The organism is Variovorax humicola, assembly GCF_037889915.1.
Taxonomy (GTDB): domain Bacteria; phylum Pseudomonadota; class Gammaproteobacteria; order Burkholderiales; family Burkholderiaceae_C; genus Variovorax; species Variovorax humicola.
In genome coordinates this window covers 42,143-58,618 of record NZ_JBBKZV010000020.1, presented here as the reverse complement: position 1 = coordinate 58,618, position 16,476 = coordinate 42,143, and the positions used below count along the sequence as shown (strand labels likewise).

The 16,476-nt window shown below is 63.7% G+C and carries 16 protein-coding genes and 2 tRNA genes; 16 read left to right on the top strand and 2 right to left on the bottom strand.

Annotated elements, in window-relative coordinates:
* Positions 1-16 precede the first annotated feature (16 nt).
* From WKW80_RS24930 to WKW80_RS24915, 4 genes are all read left to right on the top strand, one after another.
* Positions 17-487 (top strand): OsmC family protein, encoded by a 471-nt coding sequence (locus WKW80_RS24930; RefSeq protein WP_340366259.1) that lies wholly within the window; start codon positions 17-19, stop codon positions 485-487.
* Between the two features lie 100 nt (positions 488-587).
* Positions 588-2,537 carry an excinuclease ABC subunit UvrC gene (gene uvrC, locus WKW80_RS24925; RefSeq protein WP_340366258.1) on the top strand — a complete coding sequence of 650 codons (1,950 nt, stop codon included), beginning with the start codon at positions 588-590 and terminating at the stop codon, positions 2,535-2,537.
* Between the two features lie 21 nt (positions 2,538-2,558).
* On the top strand, positions 2,559-3,125 hold the full coding sequence (gene pgsA, locus WKW80_RS24920; protein WP_340366257.1) for a CDP-diacylglycerol--glycerol-3-phosphate 3-phosphatidyltransferase: 567 nt from the start codon (positions 2,559-2,561) through the stop codon (positions 3,123-3,125).
* Positions 3,122-4,012, top strand: coding sequence for a DMT family transporter (locus WKW80_RS24915; protein WP_422822957.1), 891 nt, complete (start codon positions 3,122-3,124; stop codon positions 4,010-4,012). The genes pgsA and WKW80_RS24915 overlap by 4 nt, the downstream gene beginning before the upstream one ends.
* A 3-nt stretch (positions 4,013-4,015) precedes the next feature.
* Here WKW80_RS24915 and WKW80_RS24910 read toward each other — a convergent pair whose 3' ends face one another.
* Positions 4,016-4,978 carry a LysR family transcriptional regulator gene (locus WKW80_RS24910; RefSeq protein ID WP_340366318.1) on the bottom strand — a complete coding sequence of 321 codons (963 nt, stop codon included), beginning with the start codon at positions 4,976-4,978 and terminating at the stop codon, positions 4,016-4,018.
* 74 nt (positions 4,979-5,052) lie between these two features.
* On the opposite strand from WKW80_RS24910, the gene WKW80_RS24905 reads away from it, so the two are divergent.
* The 7 genes from WKW80_RS24905 (at position 5,053) to WKW80_RS24875 (ending at position 10,162) form a co-directional block, all read left to right on the top strand.
* Complete coding sequence (locus tag WKW80_RS24905) at positions 5,053-5,946, top strand: alpha/beta fold hydrolase (RefSeq protein WP_340366255.1); 894 nt, start codon at positions 5,053-5,055, stop codon at positions 5,944-5,946.
* Positions 5,947-7,032, top strand: a complete 1,086-nt coding sequence (locus WKW80_RS24900) for a tartrate dehydrogenase (RefSeq protein WP_340366254.1) — start codon at positions 5,947-5,949, stop codon at positions 7,030-7,032.
* A gap of 223 nt (positions 7,033-7,255) precedes the next feature.
* Positions 7,256-7,528, top strand: a complete 273-nt coding sequence (locus WKW80_RS24895; protein ID WP_068642416.1) for an HU family DNA-binding protein — start codon at positions 7,256-7,258, stop codon at positions 7,526-7,528.
* A gap of 16 nt (positions 7,529-7,544) precedes the next feature.
* A tRNA-Val gene (locus WKW80_RS24890) sits at positions 7,545-7,620 on the top strand.
* A 76-nt stretch (positions 7,621-7,696) separates the two neighbouring features.
* On the top strand, positions 7,697-9,604 hold the full coding sequence (locus WKW80_RS24885; protein WP_340366253.1) for a SurA N-terminal domain-containing protein: 1,908 nt from the start codon (positions 7,697-7,699) through the stop codon (positions 9,602-9,604).
* 29 nt (positions 9,605-9,633) lie between these two features.
* Positions 9,634-9,709: transfer RNA gene (locus tag WKW80_RS24880), tRNA-His, on the top strand.
* 117 nt (positions 9,710-9,826) lie between these two features.
* Positions 9,827-10,162 (top strand): H-NS histone family protein, encoded by a 336-nt coding sequence (locus tag WKW80_RS24875; RefSeq protein WP_340366252.1) that lies wholly within the window; start codon positions 9,827-9,829, stop codon positions 10,160-10,162.
* Positions 10,163-10,255: 93 nt separating this feature from the next.
* Here WKW80_RS24875 and WKW80_RS24870 read toward each other — a convergent pair whose 3' ends face one another.
* Positions 10,256-11,242, bottom strand: coding sequence for an NADPH:quinone oxidoreductase family protein (locus WKW80_RS24870; protein ID WP_340366317.1), 987 nt, complete (start codon positions 11,240-11,242; stop codon positions 10,256-10,258).
* Between the two features lie 138 nt (positions 11,243-11,380).
* On the opposite strand from WKW80_RS24870, the gene surE reads away from it, so the two are divergent.
* The 5 genes from surE (at position 11,381) to rlmD (ending at position 16,460) form a co-directional block, all read left to right on the top strand.
* The gene (gene surE / locus WKW80_RS24865; protein WP_340366251.1) at positions 11,381-12,139 is read left to right on the top strand and encodes a 5'/3'-nucleotidase SurE; all 759 of its coding nucleotides are present in this window, start codon (positions 11,381-11,383) and stop codon (positions 12,137-12,139) included.
* Positions 12,139-12,915 (top strand): protein-L-isoaspartate(D-aspartate) O-methyltransferase, encoded by a 777-nt coding sequence (locus WKW80_RS24860; protein WP_340366250.1) that lies wholly within the window; start codon positions 12,139-12,141, stop codon positions 12,913-12,915. Before surE ends, WKW80_RS24860 begins: the two co-directional genes overlap by 1 nt.
* An 11-nt stretch (positions 12,916-12,926) precedes the next feature.
* Positions 12,927-13,925: a peptidoglycan DD-metalloendopeptidase family protein gene (locus tag WKW80_RS24855; RefSeq protein WP_340366248.1), complete on the top strand. Its 999-nt coding sequence runs from the start codon at positions 12,927-12,929 to the stop codon at positions 13,923-13,925.
* 109 nt (positions 13,926-14,034) lie between these two features.
* Complete coding sequence (locus WKW80_RS24850; protein ID WP_340366247.1) at positions 14,035-14,955, top strand: sigma-70 family RNA polymerase sigma factor; 921 nt, start codon at positions 14,035-14,037, stop codon at positions 14,953-14,955.
* A 74-nt stretch (positions 14,956-15,029) separates the two neighbouring features.
* The gene (gene rlmD / locus WKW80_RS24845) at positions 15,030-16,460 is read left to right on the top strand and encodes a 23S rRNA (uracil(1939)-C(5))-methyltransferase RlmD (RefSeq protein WP_340366246.1); all 1,431 of its coding nucleotides are present in this window, start codon (positions 15,030-15,032) and stop codon (positions 16,458-16,460) included.
* Positions 16,461-16,476 lie beyond the last annotated feature (16 nt).

The window sequence follows — 16,476 nt, the reverse complement described above, 5'->3', positions numbered from 1 at the left end:
ACCGAGGTCCTTCGCCATGGCCGTCTACACCGCAGAAATTCATTGGGAACGCAATGACCAGGATTTCCTGGACAACCGCTACAGCCGCCGCCACCTGATCCGCTTCGACGGCGGCGCGACGCTGGCGGGCTCGTCGTCGCCGCACGTCGTGCCGCTGCCGATGTCGGACCCATCGGCGGTCGACCCGGAAGAGACTTTCGTCGCCTCCTTGTCGACCTGCCACATGCTCTGGTTCCTGTCGATCGCGCGGGACCGGGGTTTCCGGGTCGATCGTTATAGCGACACCGCCGAAGGCAAGATGGCGCGCAACGAGCAACGGCGCATGGCCATGACCGTGGTCACGCTGCGGCCCAGCGTCGCGTTCTCGGGCGACCACCGGCCTTCGAACGAGCAGGTCGACGCCATGCATCACGAAGCGCACGAGCAGTGCTTCATCGCCAATTCGGTGAGGACGGAAGTGCGCTGCGAACCGGTGGCCGGCGATTGACCGACCCGCAACGCCGCATCGGGGCGTGCTCGCATTCCCCAGTGCGGTTTCCCTGTGCGCACCGCCGTCTCCAACCGTCGGCCACGCCACAATAGTCGCCATGTCAGATGTGCATTCCGATCAACTCCTCAGCGAAGTCGCGGCCTTGCCGCAGCTTCCGGGCGTCTACCGCTACTTCGACGCTGCCGGCGCGGTTCTGTATGTTGGCAAGGCGCGCAATCTGAGGAAGCGGGTGGCCAACTACTTCCAGAAGAGCCACGCCGGCACCCGCATCGGCCACATGATCAGCAAGATCGCGCGCATGGAAACGACGGTGGTGCGCTCCGAGGCCGAGGCGCTGCTGCTCGAGAACAACCTGATCAAGACGCTCAAGCCCAGATACAACATCCTGTTCAGGGACGACAAGAGCTATCCGTACCTGAAGATCGCCTCGCACACCTTTCCGCGCCTGGCGTATTACCGGGGCGCGACCGATCGAAAGCACCGCTACTTCGGCCCGTATCCGAGCGCCTGGGCGGTGAAGGAGTCGATCCAGTTGCTGCAGAAGGTCTTCAAGCTGCGCACCTGCGAAGACACCGTCTACGCCAACCGGACGCGGCCCTGCCTGCTGTATCAGATCAAGCGCTGTACCGGCCCGTGCGTGGGCTATGTCACACCCGAGGCCTATGCACAGGACGTGGCCAACGCCGAGTCCTTCCTCATGGGCGATACGCAAGCCGTACTCGGCCAGCTCGAAAGCCGCATGACGGCACATGCCGAGAAGCTCGAGTTCGAGCAGGCGGCCGAGCTGCGCAACCAGATGTCGGCCATCTCGCGCGTGTTGCACCAGCAGTCGATCGAGATCGCGTCCGACAAGGACGTCGACATCCTCGCCGTCAAGGTGCAGGGCGGCAAGGCATGCGTCAACCTGGCCATGGTGCGCGGCGGACGGCACCTGGGTGACCGCGCCTATTTCCCGGTGCATGTGGAAGACGCGTCACTCATCCATCCCGACGAACTGGACGAAGGTGGCGCGCCCGCCGCGGTCGATTCCGTCGAGGTGCAGGTGTTGGAAGCCTTCATCGCCCAGCACTACATCGACGTGCCCGTACCCGCCACGCTGGTGCTGAGCGAACAGGTGAGCCGCGCGCTCATCGAGGCGATTTCGCAGCAGGCCGGAACGCGTGTGACCGCCGTGTTCCAGCCGCGCGAGCAGCGGCGCCACTGGCTGGAGATGGCGCAGACCAATGCCGGCCTCCAGTTGGCCCGCCTGCTGGCCGAAGAGGGCTCGCAGCAGGCTCGCACTCGCGCGTTGATCGATGCGCTGGAGCTGGCGCCCGACGACCTCGACAGCATGCGTATCGAATGCTTCGACATCTCGCACACGGCAGGCGAAGCCACGCAAGCCTCCTGCGTGGTGTTTGAAAGGCATGCCATGCAGAACCGTGAATACCGCCGCTACAACATCGAGGGCATCACGCCCGGCGACGACTACGCCGCGATGCGCCAGGTTTTGACCCGCCGCTACGGCCGCCTGGCCGAGGCCATGGCCGCCGAGACGGATGCACCGACCGCAGGCGACGGCGGCGGCGCCGACGCGCCCGCCGGAACCAAAGCCGCGCGCATGCCCGACCTGGTGCTGGTCGACGGCGGCAAGGGCCAGGTCTCGATGGCACGCGAGGTCTTCAGCGAACTGGGGCTGCCGCTGTCGCTGATCGTCGGCGTCGAGAAGGGCGAGGGCCGCAAGGTCGGCCTGGAAGAGCTGGTGTTCGCCGATGGCCGCGAGAAGGTCTACCTCGGCCGCGACTCCGCCGCCCTCATGCTGGTCGCCCAGATTCGCGACGAGGCCCATCGCTTCGCCATCACCGGCATGCGGGCCAGGCGCGCCAAGGTGCGCGTGGGCGGTAGCCAACTCGAGGACATTCCGGGCATCGGACCGAAGCGGCGCGCCCGGCTGCTGCAGCGCTTCGGCGGCATACGCGGTGTCGCATCGGCGAGTGTCGAGGACATTGCGTCGGTGGAAGGCATTGCCCTGGACCTTGCGGAAGACATCTACAAGGCCCTTCACTAATCCAGTCACAATCAAGCGCTTATGTTCTGGACCCTGCCGACCATCATGACCTGGACGCGCATCGTCGCGATCCCCTTGATCGTCGGTGTGTTCTATCTCCCGATCGCCGAGCCGATGCGCAATCTCATTGCCACGGTGATGTTCATCGTCTTCGCGGCGACCGACTGGCTCGACGGCTACCTGGCCCGCAAGCTCAACCAGACTTCATCGTTCGGCGCCTTCCTCGATCCGGTGGCCGACAAGTTCCTGGTCTGCGCCTCGTTGCTGGTGCTGGTGCATCTGCAGCGCGCCGACGTGTTCGTGGCGCTCATCATCATCGGGCGCGAAATCGCGATTTCGGCATTGCGCGAATGGATGGCGCAGATCGGCGCCAGCAAGAGCGTGGCCGTGCACATGATCGGCAAGGTCAAGACAGTGGTGCAGATGGTGGCGATCCCGTTCCTGCTGTTCAATGGCACGCTGTTCGACTACATCGACACGGGTCGATGGGGCCATTGGCTCATCTGGATATCTGCCGTGCTCACCGTCTGGTCGATGGTCTATTACCTGCAGAAGGCGCTCCCGGAAATCCGGGCCCGCGCCAAATGACAGCAGGGGGGCGTGACAGCGCCTGGCTGCGCCTGATGCCAGGGGTGTTCGTGCTCATCTGGAGCACCGGCTTCATCGTTGCGCGCTACGGCATGCCCTATGCGCCGCCGTTCAAGTTCCTCTCGGTGCGCTACGCGTTTTCGCTGCTTTGCTTTGGCCTGTGGGTTTTCGCCGCGCGCGTCGCCTGGCCGGCGCGAAGGGAGCAGTGGTGGCACCTTGCCGTCACCGGCGTCCTGATGCAAGCGGGCTACCTTGGCGGCGTGTGGGCGGCCGTCAAGGCTGGCATGGGCTCGGGCCTGGTCGCCTTGCTGGTCGGCATCCAGCCGGTTCTGACGGCGGTGTGGTTGTCATTCAACGGCGGCGCCATCACGAAGCGCCAGTGGACCGGCCTCCTGCTGGGGTTTGCCGGCCTCGCCCTGGTGGTGTCCCGCAAGTTCGGCCAGGGAGGGGAGGTGACCGCGGCGAGCATGAGCCTCGCGATCCTGGCCCTGTTGTCGATCACGGCCGGCACGCTCTACCAAAAGCGCTTCCTCGAACCCTGCGATGTGCGCAGCGCCAGCGCGGTGCAAATGGCGGCAGCGCTGGTCGTGACATTGCCCTTCGCATTGCTGGAGCCCGATGCGATCGTATGGAACGTACCCGTGATCGGGTCGCTGGCCTGGTCCGTTCTCGCGCTTTCGCTAGGCGGCAGTTCGCTGCTCTACATGCTGATCCAGCGAGGCACCGCGACGGCGGTCACCAGCCTGCTGTACCTGGTGCCGCCTTGTACCGCGGTCATGGCATGGCTGCTGTTCGACGAGCCGATCACCGCGACGACACTTGCTGGCATCGGCATGACTGCCGTGGGCGTCAGCCTGGTGATCCGCGGCGACGCCGCGCCGGCGTAGTGCTCACCTGCCGCGGCGAGCCTTCGGCGCGGCCGATGCCTCGGGCTTCCAGGGCTCCTTGCGAAGCGCCTCGATCAGGAAGTCGATCAGCAACCGCACGCGGCGCGGCGTCTTCGGTCGCCATGGCGCGACCCAGTGAATGTCCGCGTCGGGCATCGCGTAGTGCGGCAGCACCCGCACCAGTTCGCCCAAGGCCAATTGCGGCGCAATATCCCAGAGGCTGCGCAGCATGATGCCGTGCCCGTCCAGGCACCAATCACGCACCATCTCGCCCGAATTGCTCGCCAGCGAACCGCTCACCCGAACGCGCGCCGTGCTGCCGTCGCGCGCATGCTGCAAGGTCCAGAGATCGGCCGGCCGCAGCCGCGCATCTGCATGTTCGCGTGTCACCAGGCATTCGTGTTCGGACAAGGCCGGCAGGTCGGCCGGCATGCCGCGTCGGTCCAGATAGCTCGGCGCGGCGGCCAGCACGCGCTGGTTGCGGGCGATGCGCCGTGTGATCCAGTCATTCGCATGCCGACCCTGCACGCTCCACAGCCAGATGGCGCCGTCGTACCCTTCGGCGCCAAGATCGGGCAGTTGCTCGGCGAGATGAAGATCCACTTGCAGCGAGGGATGCCTCGCCTGAAATGCCGCAAGCGCAGGCCCGACCCAGCGACGGCCAAAGCCGAACGTCGCGACCAGCCGCAGCGAACCGCTCAGCGCGTCCTGCCGTTCGGACAGTTCGGTCTCCAACGCGGCAAAGCCATCAAGCAGGCTATCGGCGCGCAGGCAGAGCGCTTCGCCTTCTGCCGTCAGGCTCAATCGCCGCGTGGTGCGCTCGAACATGCGCTGGCCCAGGAGTGCCTCCAGCGCGGCCAGCCGCTTGGTGACGACTGAAGGCACCACTCCGAGCGCGAGCGCGGCGCCCGTGAGGCTTCCCTGCGCGCGAATGGCCTGCATCAGTTCAAGGTCGCCGCGATCGATTCGTGCCATATCAGAAAGTATCAATTGGCGGATTGTTGCTTGATGCGCCAGGGCGTGCAAAGCACAATCTTCACGTGCTCGATTCATTCACCCCCTTCGATGTCCAACGCGGCCCGGTCCGATTGCATGGCCGCATCGGTGGTCGCGGCGCGCCACTGCTGCTGTTGCACGGCCATCCGCAGACGCACGCGATCTGGCATCGGCTGGCGCCGACGCTCGCGCAGCAATTCACGCTCGTCATGATGGATTTGCGCGGCTATGGCGATTCCGGCCGACCGACCTCCGGCGCGGACCACGCCGCCTACAGCAAGCGAGAGATGGCACTCGATGCGCTGGCCGTGATGCGGCATCACGGATTCGATCGCTTCGGCCTGCTGGCGCACGACCGTGGCGCGCGGGTGGCGCATCGACTCGCCGCAGACCATGTGGACGCGGTCGACCGCATGATGTTCCTCGACATCGCGCCCACGCTCGCGATGTATCGCGACACCACCGAAGCATTTGCACGCGCCTACTGGCACTGGTTCTTCCTGATCCAGCCACCGCCGTTGCCGGAAGCCTTGATCGAATCCGATCCGGCGCGCTACGTGCGCAGCGTCATGGGCAGCCGCCACGCCGGGCTCGCGCCCTTTGCCCCTGAAGCGCTCGCTGAATATGAACGATGCGCAGGCATTGAAGGCACGGCCCATGCGATCTGCGAGGACTATCGCGCTTGCGCGTCGATCGATCTCGAACATGACCGCGCCGACATTGCCGCTGGCCGCCTGCTCACTCAACCGCTGCACGTCCTGTGGGGCGAGCATGGCGCCGTCGGCCGTTGCTTCGACGTGCTGTCGCTGTGGCGCGAGCGCGCGCTCGACGTACGCGGCCGCTCATTGCCGTGCGGCCACTATCTGCCCGAAGAAGCGCCGCAACAGATCGCCGACGCCGCACTTGCCTTTTTTGCAAACCGACCCCAGGAGACATGAATGAGCACACTTCGCATCGCAGTCATCGCCGGTGATGGCATTGGCAAGGAAACCATGCCCGAGGGCATCCGGGTGCTGGATGCGGCCGCACGCAAATTCGGCATCGACCTGAAGTTCGATCACTTCGATTTTTCGAGCTGGGACTACTACGAGAAGCACGGCAAGATGCTGCCCGACAACTGGAAGGACCAGATCGGTGGACACGACGCCGTCTTCTTCGGCGCCGTCGGCTGGCCGCAAAAGATTCCCGACCACATATCCCTCTGGGGCTCGCTTCTGCTGTTTCGCCGGGAGTTCGACCAGTACGTCAACCTGCGCCCCGCACGCCTCATGCCCGGCATCGTCGCGCCGGTGGTTCGTCGCGATGGCTCGCCGCGTCAACCGGGCGAAATCGACATGTACATCGTGCGCGAAAACACCGAAGGCGAATACTCGAGCATCGGCGGTCGCATGTACGAGGGCACGTCGCGCGAGATCGTGATTCAGGAAACGGTCATGTCGCGTATCGGCGTGGACCGGGTGCTGAAGTTTGCTTTCGACCTGGCCCAATCGCGCCCCAAGAAGCATTTGACGAGCGCCACGAAGTCGAACGGCATCTCGATCACGATGCCGTACTGGGACGAACGTGTCGCGGCGATGGCAAAGGACTATCCCGACGTCGCACTCGACAAGTTTCACATCGACATCCTCACCGCGCACTTCGTGCAGCGCCCCGACTTCTTCGACGTCGTGGTCGCAAGCAATCTGTTCGGCGACATCCTGTCCGACCTCGGCCCCGCATGCACCGGCACCATCGGCATCGCCCCCAGTGCCAACCTGAATCCACAACGCACTACGCCGTCGTTGTTCGAACCGGTGCACGGGTCCGCGCCGGACATCGCCGGCAAGGGCATCGCCAACCCGATCGGGCAGATCTGGTGCGGCGCGATGATGCTCGAGTTTCTCGGACACAAGGACGCGCACGACGCTATCCTGGCCGCTATCGAAGCCGCGCTGTCACCACAAAGCGGCGCGCCGCGCACGCGGGACATCGGAGGTACGGCGGGCACGATCGACCTCGGAAAGGCGATCGCCGCGGCTCTTTGAAAAGGACTTCACAAAAGGCCCCTAAAATTGCGGACCCCGTTGGGCTGACCGGCGTGCTGTCTTATTGACACCCCGTAGACCAGTGGCTTTAATCCTTGTCGGCAGTGCGCTGCCGACGCGCCGAAACTGCCTCCCCCTTCTCGCACCGCGCAGCGCGGCACCACCTCGGGTCGGTCGTGCAATCGGCGATACCTGATAACTTTTTTTCCGACAAGAGGCCCTTGTGAACAAGACCGAACTGATTGAGCACATCGCAAAGAACGCCGACATTTCCAAAGCAGCCGCCACCCGCGCACTCGAATCCACCATCGGCGCGATCCGCACCACGCTGAAAAAGGGCAACTCGGTCTCCCTCGTGGGTTTTGGTACTTTTGCAGTGGGCAAACGTGCTGCGCGCACCGGCCGCAACCCGCGTACCGGCGCTGCGATTAAAATCAAGGCCGCCAAGATCCCCAAGTTCCGTCCCGGCAAGGCGCTGAAAGATGCGCTGAACTGAGACATCGTTTTAGGTGGGGTGCTTAGCTCAGTTGGTAGAGCGGCGCCCTTACAAGGCGTAGGTCGGGGGTTCGAGCCCCTCAGCACCCACCACCGATGCAAAGGCGAACAGGTTGTTCGCCTTTTTTGTTGCCTGAGTACGGGCCGCGTTCGATAGAGAGAATGTTCAATGTTTGATTTCTTCCGCAAGTACAACAAGATCGTCATGGTGTTCTTGTTCTTGCTGATCATTCCGTCGTTCATATGGTTCGGCGTTGCCGATCGCTACAACCGGTCCGATCGGGGGGAGAAGGTCGCGAGCGTCGATGGCCGCGACATCACCCGGCCCGAATGGGACCAACAGCACCGACTTGAAGTCGATCGCATTCGCCAGCAGTCGCCCAATATCGACGTGGCACTGCTTGACTCCGATGCCGCGAAATACGCGACGCTCGAGCGCATGGTGCGCGACCGCGTGTTGCAGGTCGCTGCCGAGAAAACCAACATGACCGTGTCGGAAGACAAGCTGGCACGCCTGTTTGCCGCGGACCAGGGCCTTGCCATGTTCCGTGGTGCGGATGGCAAATTCGACCGCGCGCTGTTCCAGCGGGCAACGCAGCAAACACCCGAGCAATACGAGGCATCGGTGCGCGCGAGTCTTGCGACGCAACAGGTGTTGCAAGGCATTGCCGGGTCGGCATTCGCGACAAAGGCGCAAGCCGATGCAACGCTCAATGCGTTCTATGACCGACGCGAAGTGCAGGTGGCCCAACTCAATCCGGCTGACTTCGCCAGCAAGGTGACGGTCAGCGACGCGGACCTGGAGGCCTGGTACAAGGACCACAAAGCGCAATTCCAGGCACCGGAACAGGCCAATGTCGAGTTCGTCGTGCTGGATGTGGATTCGGTCAAGAAAAACATTGCCATCAGCGAAGCCGATCTCAAGACCTACTACGAGCAGAACAAGGCGCGCTTCACGACCAAGGAAGAGCGCCGTGCCAGCCACATCCTGATCACGGCGCCGGCCAGCGCCCCCGCCGCGGACCGTGCAAAGGCAAAAGCGAAGGCCGAACAACTGTTGGCTGAAGTGAAGAAGACGCCCGCCAGCTTTGCCGACATCGCTCGCAAGAATTCGCAGGATCCCGGTTCCGCTGAAAAGGGTGGAGACCTGGACTTCGTCAAGCGGGATGGCACGATGGTCAAGCCATTCGAAGACGCAATGTTCACGCTGAAGAAGGGCGAAATCAGCGACCTCGTGGAAACCGAATTCGGCTACCACATCATCGAGGTCACCGACATCAAGCCGGAGGCGACGCCCTCGTTCGAGCAGGTGCGCGCGCGCATCGAGGACGAGGCCCGAGCGCAACAGGCCACGCAGGAGTTCGCCAAGGCGGCCGAGTCGTTCACCGACATGGTCTTCCAGCAACCGGACAGCCTGCAACCCGTGGCAGACAAGTTCAAGCTCAAGATCCAGACGGCCAACGACGTGGCGCGCACACCGCCGGCAGGCGCCAGCGGCCCCCTTGCCAATCGCAAATTCCTGGACGCGCTGTTTGCGGCGGATTCGCGCGAACGCAAGCACAACACCGAAGCCGTCGAAGTTGCCGCGAGTCAACTCGCTTCCGGACGCATGACCAAGTACATGGCCGCGCGCACTCTGGAATTCGCCGAGGTCAAGGACAAGGTGCGCAGTCTGTTGATCGCCGAGCGCGCCAGCGCACTGGCCAAGGCCGACGGCGAGGCGAAGCTCAAGGCTTGGCAAGCCGATTCGGCAGGCGCGAAGCTGCCTGCTGCCGTCACCGTCTCGCGGCTTGACACGCGATCACTGCCCGCGCCAGTCGTCGAGGGCGCGCTGCGCGCCGACACTGTCAAGCTACCGGCATGGGCGGGCATCGATCTCGGCGCGCAAGGCTATGCCGTGGTTCGCGTGAACAAGGTGGTGCCGCGCGAGCCGCCCAAGCCCGAACAGGCACAGCAAGAGTCCGGGCAGTTTGCGCAAGTCGTTGCCGGCGCGGAGAACAATGCCTACTTCGAGTTGTTGAAGCAACGCTACAAGGCAGAAATCGTCGTGCCGAAGCCTGCGTCGCCGAACCCGTAAAATTTGACGTTATACTTGAAGGCTCTTTGGTGGCTGTAGCTCAGCTGGTAGAGTCCCAGATTGTGATTCTGGTCGTCGTGGGTTCGAGTCCCATCAGCCACCCCAAAACATCCTGAAACGCGCCGGTCCACGTGACCGGCGCGTTTTTTTGCGCCTACCCATTGGAAGCATTATTTTTTTGAATTAGAATTTTTTCTTTTCAGATTAGAGAAAGCAAGCCCAATGTCCTCTCTTGCAGATATCAATTCCCAGATCAAGAAGCACGACGAACAGATCGCGCAATTGCGCAAGCAGGCGGAGGAGCTGCGCAACCAGGAGCGTGGCGCCGTCATCGAAGAAGTGCGCCAGAAGATTGCGGAATACGGACTGAGCGCTGCCGACCTGAAACTCGTGGGCCGCGGCGCTGCTGGCAAGCGTGCCGGCGCAGGAACTGCAAAGGCCGCAGTCAAATACCGGGGGCCGAATGGCGAGGGTTGGTCTGGCGGTCGTGGCCGCAAACCGCGCTGGGTGACCGAAGCACTGGCAAGCGGCAAGTCGCTGTCCGACTTTGAAATCTGAGGACGACTGACGTCGATGGAAAAGCCCGCTTCGCGCGGGCTTATTCAATGGTGCTGTCGCCGCCGTCGGATGGCGACTGGCAGGAGGCGTTCCTCAGTTGACCATGACGAGCTTGCCTTTGACGCCGCGCGAACCCATGTGCGCGTAGGCTGCCTTCAAGTCCGCCATGGGCATCGTCCTGTCGATCACCGGCTTGACCTTGCCCTGGCCGTACCATTGAGCCAATTCGGCCATCATTGCCGCATTCGCCTTCGGTTCTCTTTTGGCAAAGTCGCCCCAGAACACGCCCACCAGAGATGCGCCCTTGAGCAGCATCAAATTGAAGGGAAGTGCTGGAATGGGTCCCGATGCAAATCCAACCACCAAATAGCGGCCGCGCCAGCCGATCGAGCGGAAAGCTGGCTCGGCAAAGTCACCGCCCACCGGGTCGTAAATAACGTCAGGTCCTTTACCGTCGGTCGCCGCCTTGATCGCGTCGCGGAAACCGTTTGGCAACGCGTGGGTCGTGTAATTGATGGTGATGTCGGCGCCGATCGACCGGCACAACTCGCATTTCTCGTCCGTCGATGCTGCCGCAATCACCCGGGCGCCTGCTGCCTTGGCAATCTGGATCGCAGCAGTGCCTACGCCGCCGGCTGCGCCGAGTACCAGCACGGTCTCGCCAGCCTTGAGCTGGGCCCGGTCCATCAGTGCATGCCAAGAAGTGGCGTAGATCATGATGAAAGCGGCGGCATCGACATGGCCGAAGCCGTCGGGCAACGGCATGCAGAGCGCTGCCGGCGCCAGCGTATGCGTGCCGAAACCGCCGGTGCCGGACAGGCAGGCCACGTTCTGGCCGACCTTCAGGTGGCTCACGCCTTCACCCACCGCCTGCACGACGCCGGCATATTCCGAGCCCGGCACGAAGGGCAGAGGCGGCTTCATCTGGTATTTGTTCTGGACGATCAGCAGGTCCGGAAAGTTGAGGCTGGCAGCCTTGATCTCGATCAGCACCTGGCCGGGGCCGGGTTGAGGTGTCGGCAGTTCTTTCCAGGTCAGGGCATCGACGCCAACCGGGTTTTCGCAAAGCCATGCGTGCATGTCAGGTCTCCGATACACGAAGTGAGGTACGTGAGGGCATCTATGTCTCCTTGAGGGCGGCCATGATACGGTCGGTCGACGCGCCCTCAATGTCTCTGGCGTGACCGGGTGCAACCCTAGAATGCCTGCATCAACGCCATGAAAATTCTCATTTCCAACGACGACGGCTACCAGGCACCCGGCATCGTCGCGCTGCACGCCGCACTGAAAGACATCGCGGACGTCGAAGTCGTCGCACCGGAGCACAACAACAGCGCCAAGTCGAATGCGCTGACACTGGCCGCGCCGCTTTATGTGCATGCTGCGCAGAACGGGTTTCGCTATGTGACCGGCACCCCTGCGGATTGCGTCCACATTGCGCTGAAGGGCCTGCTCGACTACCGGCCCGACCTGGTGGTGTCGGGCATCAACAACGGTGCCAACATGGGCGACGACACGATCTACTCGGGCACGGTCGGCGCGGCGATGGAGGCGTATCTTTTTGGCATCCCGGCCATCGCGTTCTCGCAAACGGAAAAAGGCTGGGCACACATCGACGCGGCGGCGGAAGTTGCACGGCGGCTCGTGCTGCAGATCGAGCGCGAGCGCATGCTCGAAGGGCCTTCATTCCTGCTCAATGTGAACGTGCCGAACCGGCCGTTCGGAGAATTGCAGTCCACCAGGGTCTGCCGCCTCGGACGTCGCCATGTCGCAGAGAAGGTCATCACGCAAGATAGTCCGCGTGGCGAAACCATGTATTGGATCGCCGGGGCCGGCGGGGCCAAGGACAGCGGGGAAGGCACGGACTTCCACGCCACTTCGCTGGGCCACGTCGCGCTGACGCCGCTGCAAATCGACCTGACCGATCACGCGAACCTCGACGCTTGGCGCGACGCCGTAACCCGTCTCGCCACCTGATGGCCACGCAGCGTCCGAGTTTCCCGGTCCGGCTCAAGCCGACCGCCTCCGCCGCCGCGCAAGGTCGCACGTCGGCTGTTCCGGTGCGGCCTGTTGTGATCAGCAGCACACCGTCCATGGCGTCGGACGCGGTGCGCGCCCGCATGGTGCAAAAACTTGCGGGGCAAGGCATTTCCGATACGCGCGTGCTGCGCGCCATGGACACGGTGGAGCGCCATCGTTTCGTCGACAGCGCGCTGGTCAATCAAGCCTATGAGGATACGAGCTTGCCCATAGGACTCGGCCAAACCATTTCCAAGCCGAACGTCGTCGCCCGCATGATCGAACTGCTGTTGGGGGCACCTGCCTTGAGCGGCAGACCGAACGATCGGCTCGGCCGCGTGATGGAGATTGGCACCGGTTGCGGCTACCAGGCTGCCGTGCTGAGCCATGTGGCAAGTGAGGTCTACAGCATCGAGCGCCTGCGCGGACTGCACGAAAAGGCGCGCACCAACTTGCGGCCGTTTCGCCTCGCCACGGTGCACCTGCTGTTGGGCGACGGCATGATCGGGTATGCCAAGGGTGCGCCGTACGCGGGCATCATCGCGGCGGCGGGCGGCGAATCGGTGCCTGAGGCTTGGATTTCGCAGCTTGCCGTGGGCGGGCGTATCGTGGCGCCGACACACTCCGATGCGGGCGGTCAGGCGCTGGTTGTTATTGACAAAACCGCCGCTGGCGTGCAGCGCCGCGTCCTTGAGGCGGTTCACTTTGTCCCTCTAAAATCGGGAATTGCTTGAAGGAAGAACAAATGCAGGGTTTTGGCAATCGGAGCTGGGTCGCCGGCATTTCGCTGGTGTTGACGCTCGTGATTGCGGGTTGTGCCACGCCACGCAGTCCCGCACCCGTCGAGGACCGCGGCACGATGACGAAGGCGCCGTCGGCCCCCGCGGTCGTCGTCGCCAACCCCGGCGGCTCGCCGTTGACGGTGGATCAGCAAGGCCGACCTTTGGCGGGCATCGAAAACTATGGCAAGCCGGGCTACTACGCAGTGCGTCCAGGCGACACCATTCGCCGCATCGGTCTCGACACTGCGCAGCGCTGGCAAGACATTGCGCGCTGGAACAACCTCGAGAATCCCGACCAGATCGAAGTGGGCCAGGTGCTGCGCGTCATCCCGCCGCTTGGCAGCGGGGCAACGGCGGCAACGTCGACTGATTCCGGCGCCGCTGCGCGCGCTGCGACCCCGACGGCTGGCGCAGCCGCCTCATCGACAACCGCTGCCAGCGCCGCTGCTGTAACTGCCGCAACTGCAGCTGCCGCAACTGCAACTGCTCCTGCTCCTGCAACTGCAACTGCAACTGCTCCTGCCGCGAGCGCGCCGTTCAAGCCGCCTGTCACGACCTCATCCGTTGCCCCCGCTGCAGCGGCCTCTGGCGACGAAGACGTGGGCTGGATCTGGCCGGCCCAAGGCAGCTTGATCGCAGGATTCGATGAGGTCAAGAACAAGGGCCTCGACATTGCCGGCAAGGCTGGCGAACCGGTGCTTGCGGCTGCTGACGGTCAGGTGGTGTATGCAGGTGCCAATCTGCGCGCCTATGGCAACCTGATCATTCTGAAGCACAACGGTACCTACCTCACGGCCTACGCCCACAACCAGACGCTGCTGGTCAAGGAAGACCAGACGGTGCAAAAGGGCCAGAAGATTGCCGAGATGGGGAACAGCGGGACGGACCGAATCAAGTTGCATTTCGAGATTCGTCGCCAGGGCAAGCCGGTTGATCCGGCACGTTACTTGCCGCCGCGATAGCGTCGTGCGAACCTTCGCCGCCGGAAAGCTCCCGGGGCGCGAGGCGACGGATTGCCAGAGCGCCGATCTCGCACAACGCTTGCCACTTCCGCAAGCCTGGAGGGAACAGATGGAGTCCCGGAGCGACGAAGATCCACATCGCCTCGCAGGTGAAGAACCATTGCTGGGGCTTGAGGGCGGCGACTCGCTGACGCGCTACTTGCGCGATGTCCGGCGTACGGAACTCTTCACCTCCGCCGAGGAGTTCCGGACCGCGAGCGCGGCCCGCGCTGGCGACTTCGCGGCGCGACAGTCGATGATCGAGCACAACCTGCGGTTGGTGGTCAATATTGCCAAGGGTTACCTTGGCCGCGGGGTGCCGCTTGCCGACCTTATCGAAGAGGGCAACCTCGGGCTGATGCATGCAATCAGCAAGTTCGAACCCGAGCGCGGGTTTCGCTTCTCGACCTATGCGACATGGTGGATTCGCCAGTCGACAGAGCGGGCTGTCATGAACCAGGGCCGTGCCATTCGTTTGCCGGTGCACGTGGTGCGCGAGTTGCAACAGGTGTTGCGCGCGAAGCGAACGCTCGAAGGCGATTCCGATTTCCTGGCGAGTCGACCCGACGGGGTTCGTGTCGAGGACATTGCCGCCTTGCTGGGGCGCGACGTGCAGGAGGTGAGCGATCTGCTGGTGCTGGCCGAGACGCCGCGATCGCTCGATGCGGGTGGCGATCACGGCGGCGAAGACAGTTTCAGCCTGGCCGACACGGTGGCATCCGACGACGACGCAACCGATCCGACCGGCGTGACGCAGTCCCATGAAGTCGAACGCCTACTTGACAACTGGATCGAGACACTCGGCGGCCGCGAGCGCGAGGTGCTTGAAGGCCGCTACGGTCTGCACGACCGCGAGCCCGAAACGCTGGAGATACTGAGCGTTCGCCTGGGCCTCACGCGCGAGCGCGTGCGCCAGATCCAGAACGAGGCGCTGGCCAAGATGCGGCGCCACATGACACGCGCGGGGATCGGGCGCGACGCAATTTTCTGAGGACTCGCGAGGTCCTCGTCCGCCGTTGTCCCTGTGCGATCGGACGTCGCGTGCGGCGCTGAGACAATCGGCGCATGACAACAGAAACAGCAGAGAAGAAAGCGCTGCCGCTTTCCGATGAATGGCTGCAGGTCGAATCGCTCGACCTTGACGCCCAAGGTGTGGCGCACAAGTCCGATGGCAAGGTGGTTTTCATCGAAGGCGCCTTGCCTTTCGAGGAGGTCCAGATCAAGGTCTTGCGCAAGAAGAACAACTGGGAGCAGGGCGTGCTCACCGCGCTGCGGCGCGAGTCTTCGCAGCGAGTGCGGCCTGGCTGCCAGCATTTCGGCCTGCACGCTGGCGCATGCGGCGGCTGCAAGATGCAGCATCTCGACATTGCCGCTCAGGTGGCCGTCAAGCAGCGCGCGCTGGAGGACGCACTCTGGCACCTTGGAAAGGTCAAGCCCGACAACGTATTGCGCCCGTTGGAAGGCCCCGCCTGGCACTACCGCTATCGCGCGCGGCTGTCTGTGCGGCATGTGATCAAGAAGGGCGCGGTGCTGATCGGCTTCCACGAGCGCAAGAGCAGCTATGTGGCCGACATGACGGAGTGCCCGGTGCTTCCGGTGCAGGTCAGCGACCTGCTGGTGCCGCTGCGCGGCCTGATCGAGTCGATGGAGGCGCGGCAGACCTGTCCGCAGATCGAGTTGGCCTGCGGGGATGCACCCGGCGGCACGATGCTCGGCGTGATCGCGCTGGTGCTGCGGCATCTCGAGCCACTGTCCGCCGCCGACGTCGCACGACTCAGGGCCTTTGCACTCGAGCATCCCGGCGTTCAATGGTGGCTGCAATCCAAGGGTCCGGAAACGGTCAAGCTGCTCGACGAAGGCGGTACGCCGCTGTCATACGAGTTGCCCGATTTCGGGATCAGCATGCCGTTCAAGCCCACCGATTTCACCCAGGTCAATCCGCACATCAACCGCGTGCTTGTCACACGCGCGTTGCGCATGCTCGACGTGAGGCGCGACGAACGCGTGATCGACTGGTTCTGCGGACTCGGCAACTTCACGCTGCCGCTGGCCACGCACGCTCGCGAAGTGTTGGGAATCGAGGGTAGCGACACGCTGGTGGCGCGTGCCAATGAGAACTTCGACCGAAACCAGGCGGCGGCGCCCGCCAGCCGTCCGCTCAGTCCCACCCGATTCGTCTCCCGCAACCTGTTCGACATGACTCCGGAAATGCTGGTAGCCGATGGCCGGGCAGATCGTTGGCTGGTCGATCCGCCCCGTGAAGGCGCCTTTGCGCTGGCCAAGGCAGTGGCAGACCTGCATCAGCAACCCGAACTCCGAGGCGACTGGATGCCACCGAAGCGCATCGTCTACGTGAGTTGCAACCCCGCCACGCTGGCGCGCGACGCGGGTCTGCTGGTGCACCAGGGCGGCTACCGTTGCAGCAGCGCCGGGGTGATCAACATGTTCCCGCACACTGCACACGTCGAGTCGATGGCCGTGTTCGATCTCGCATAGCCCGCAAATGAAAAAG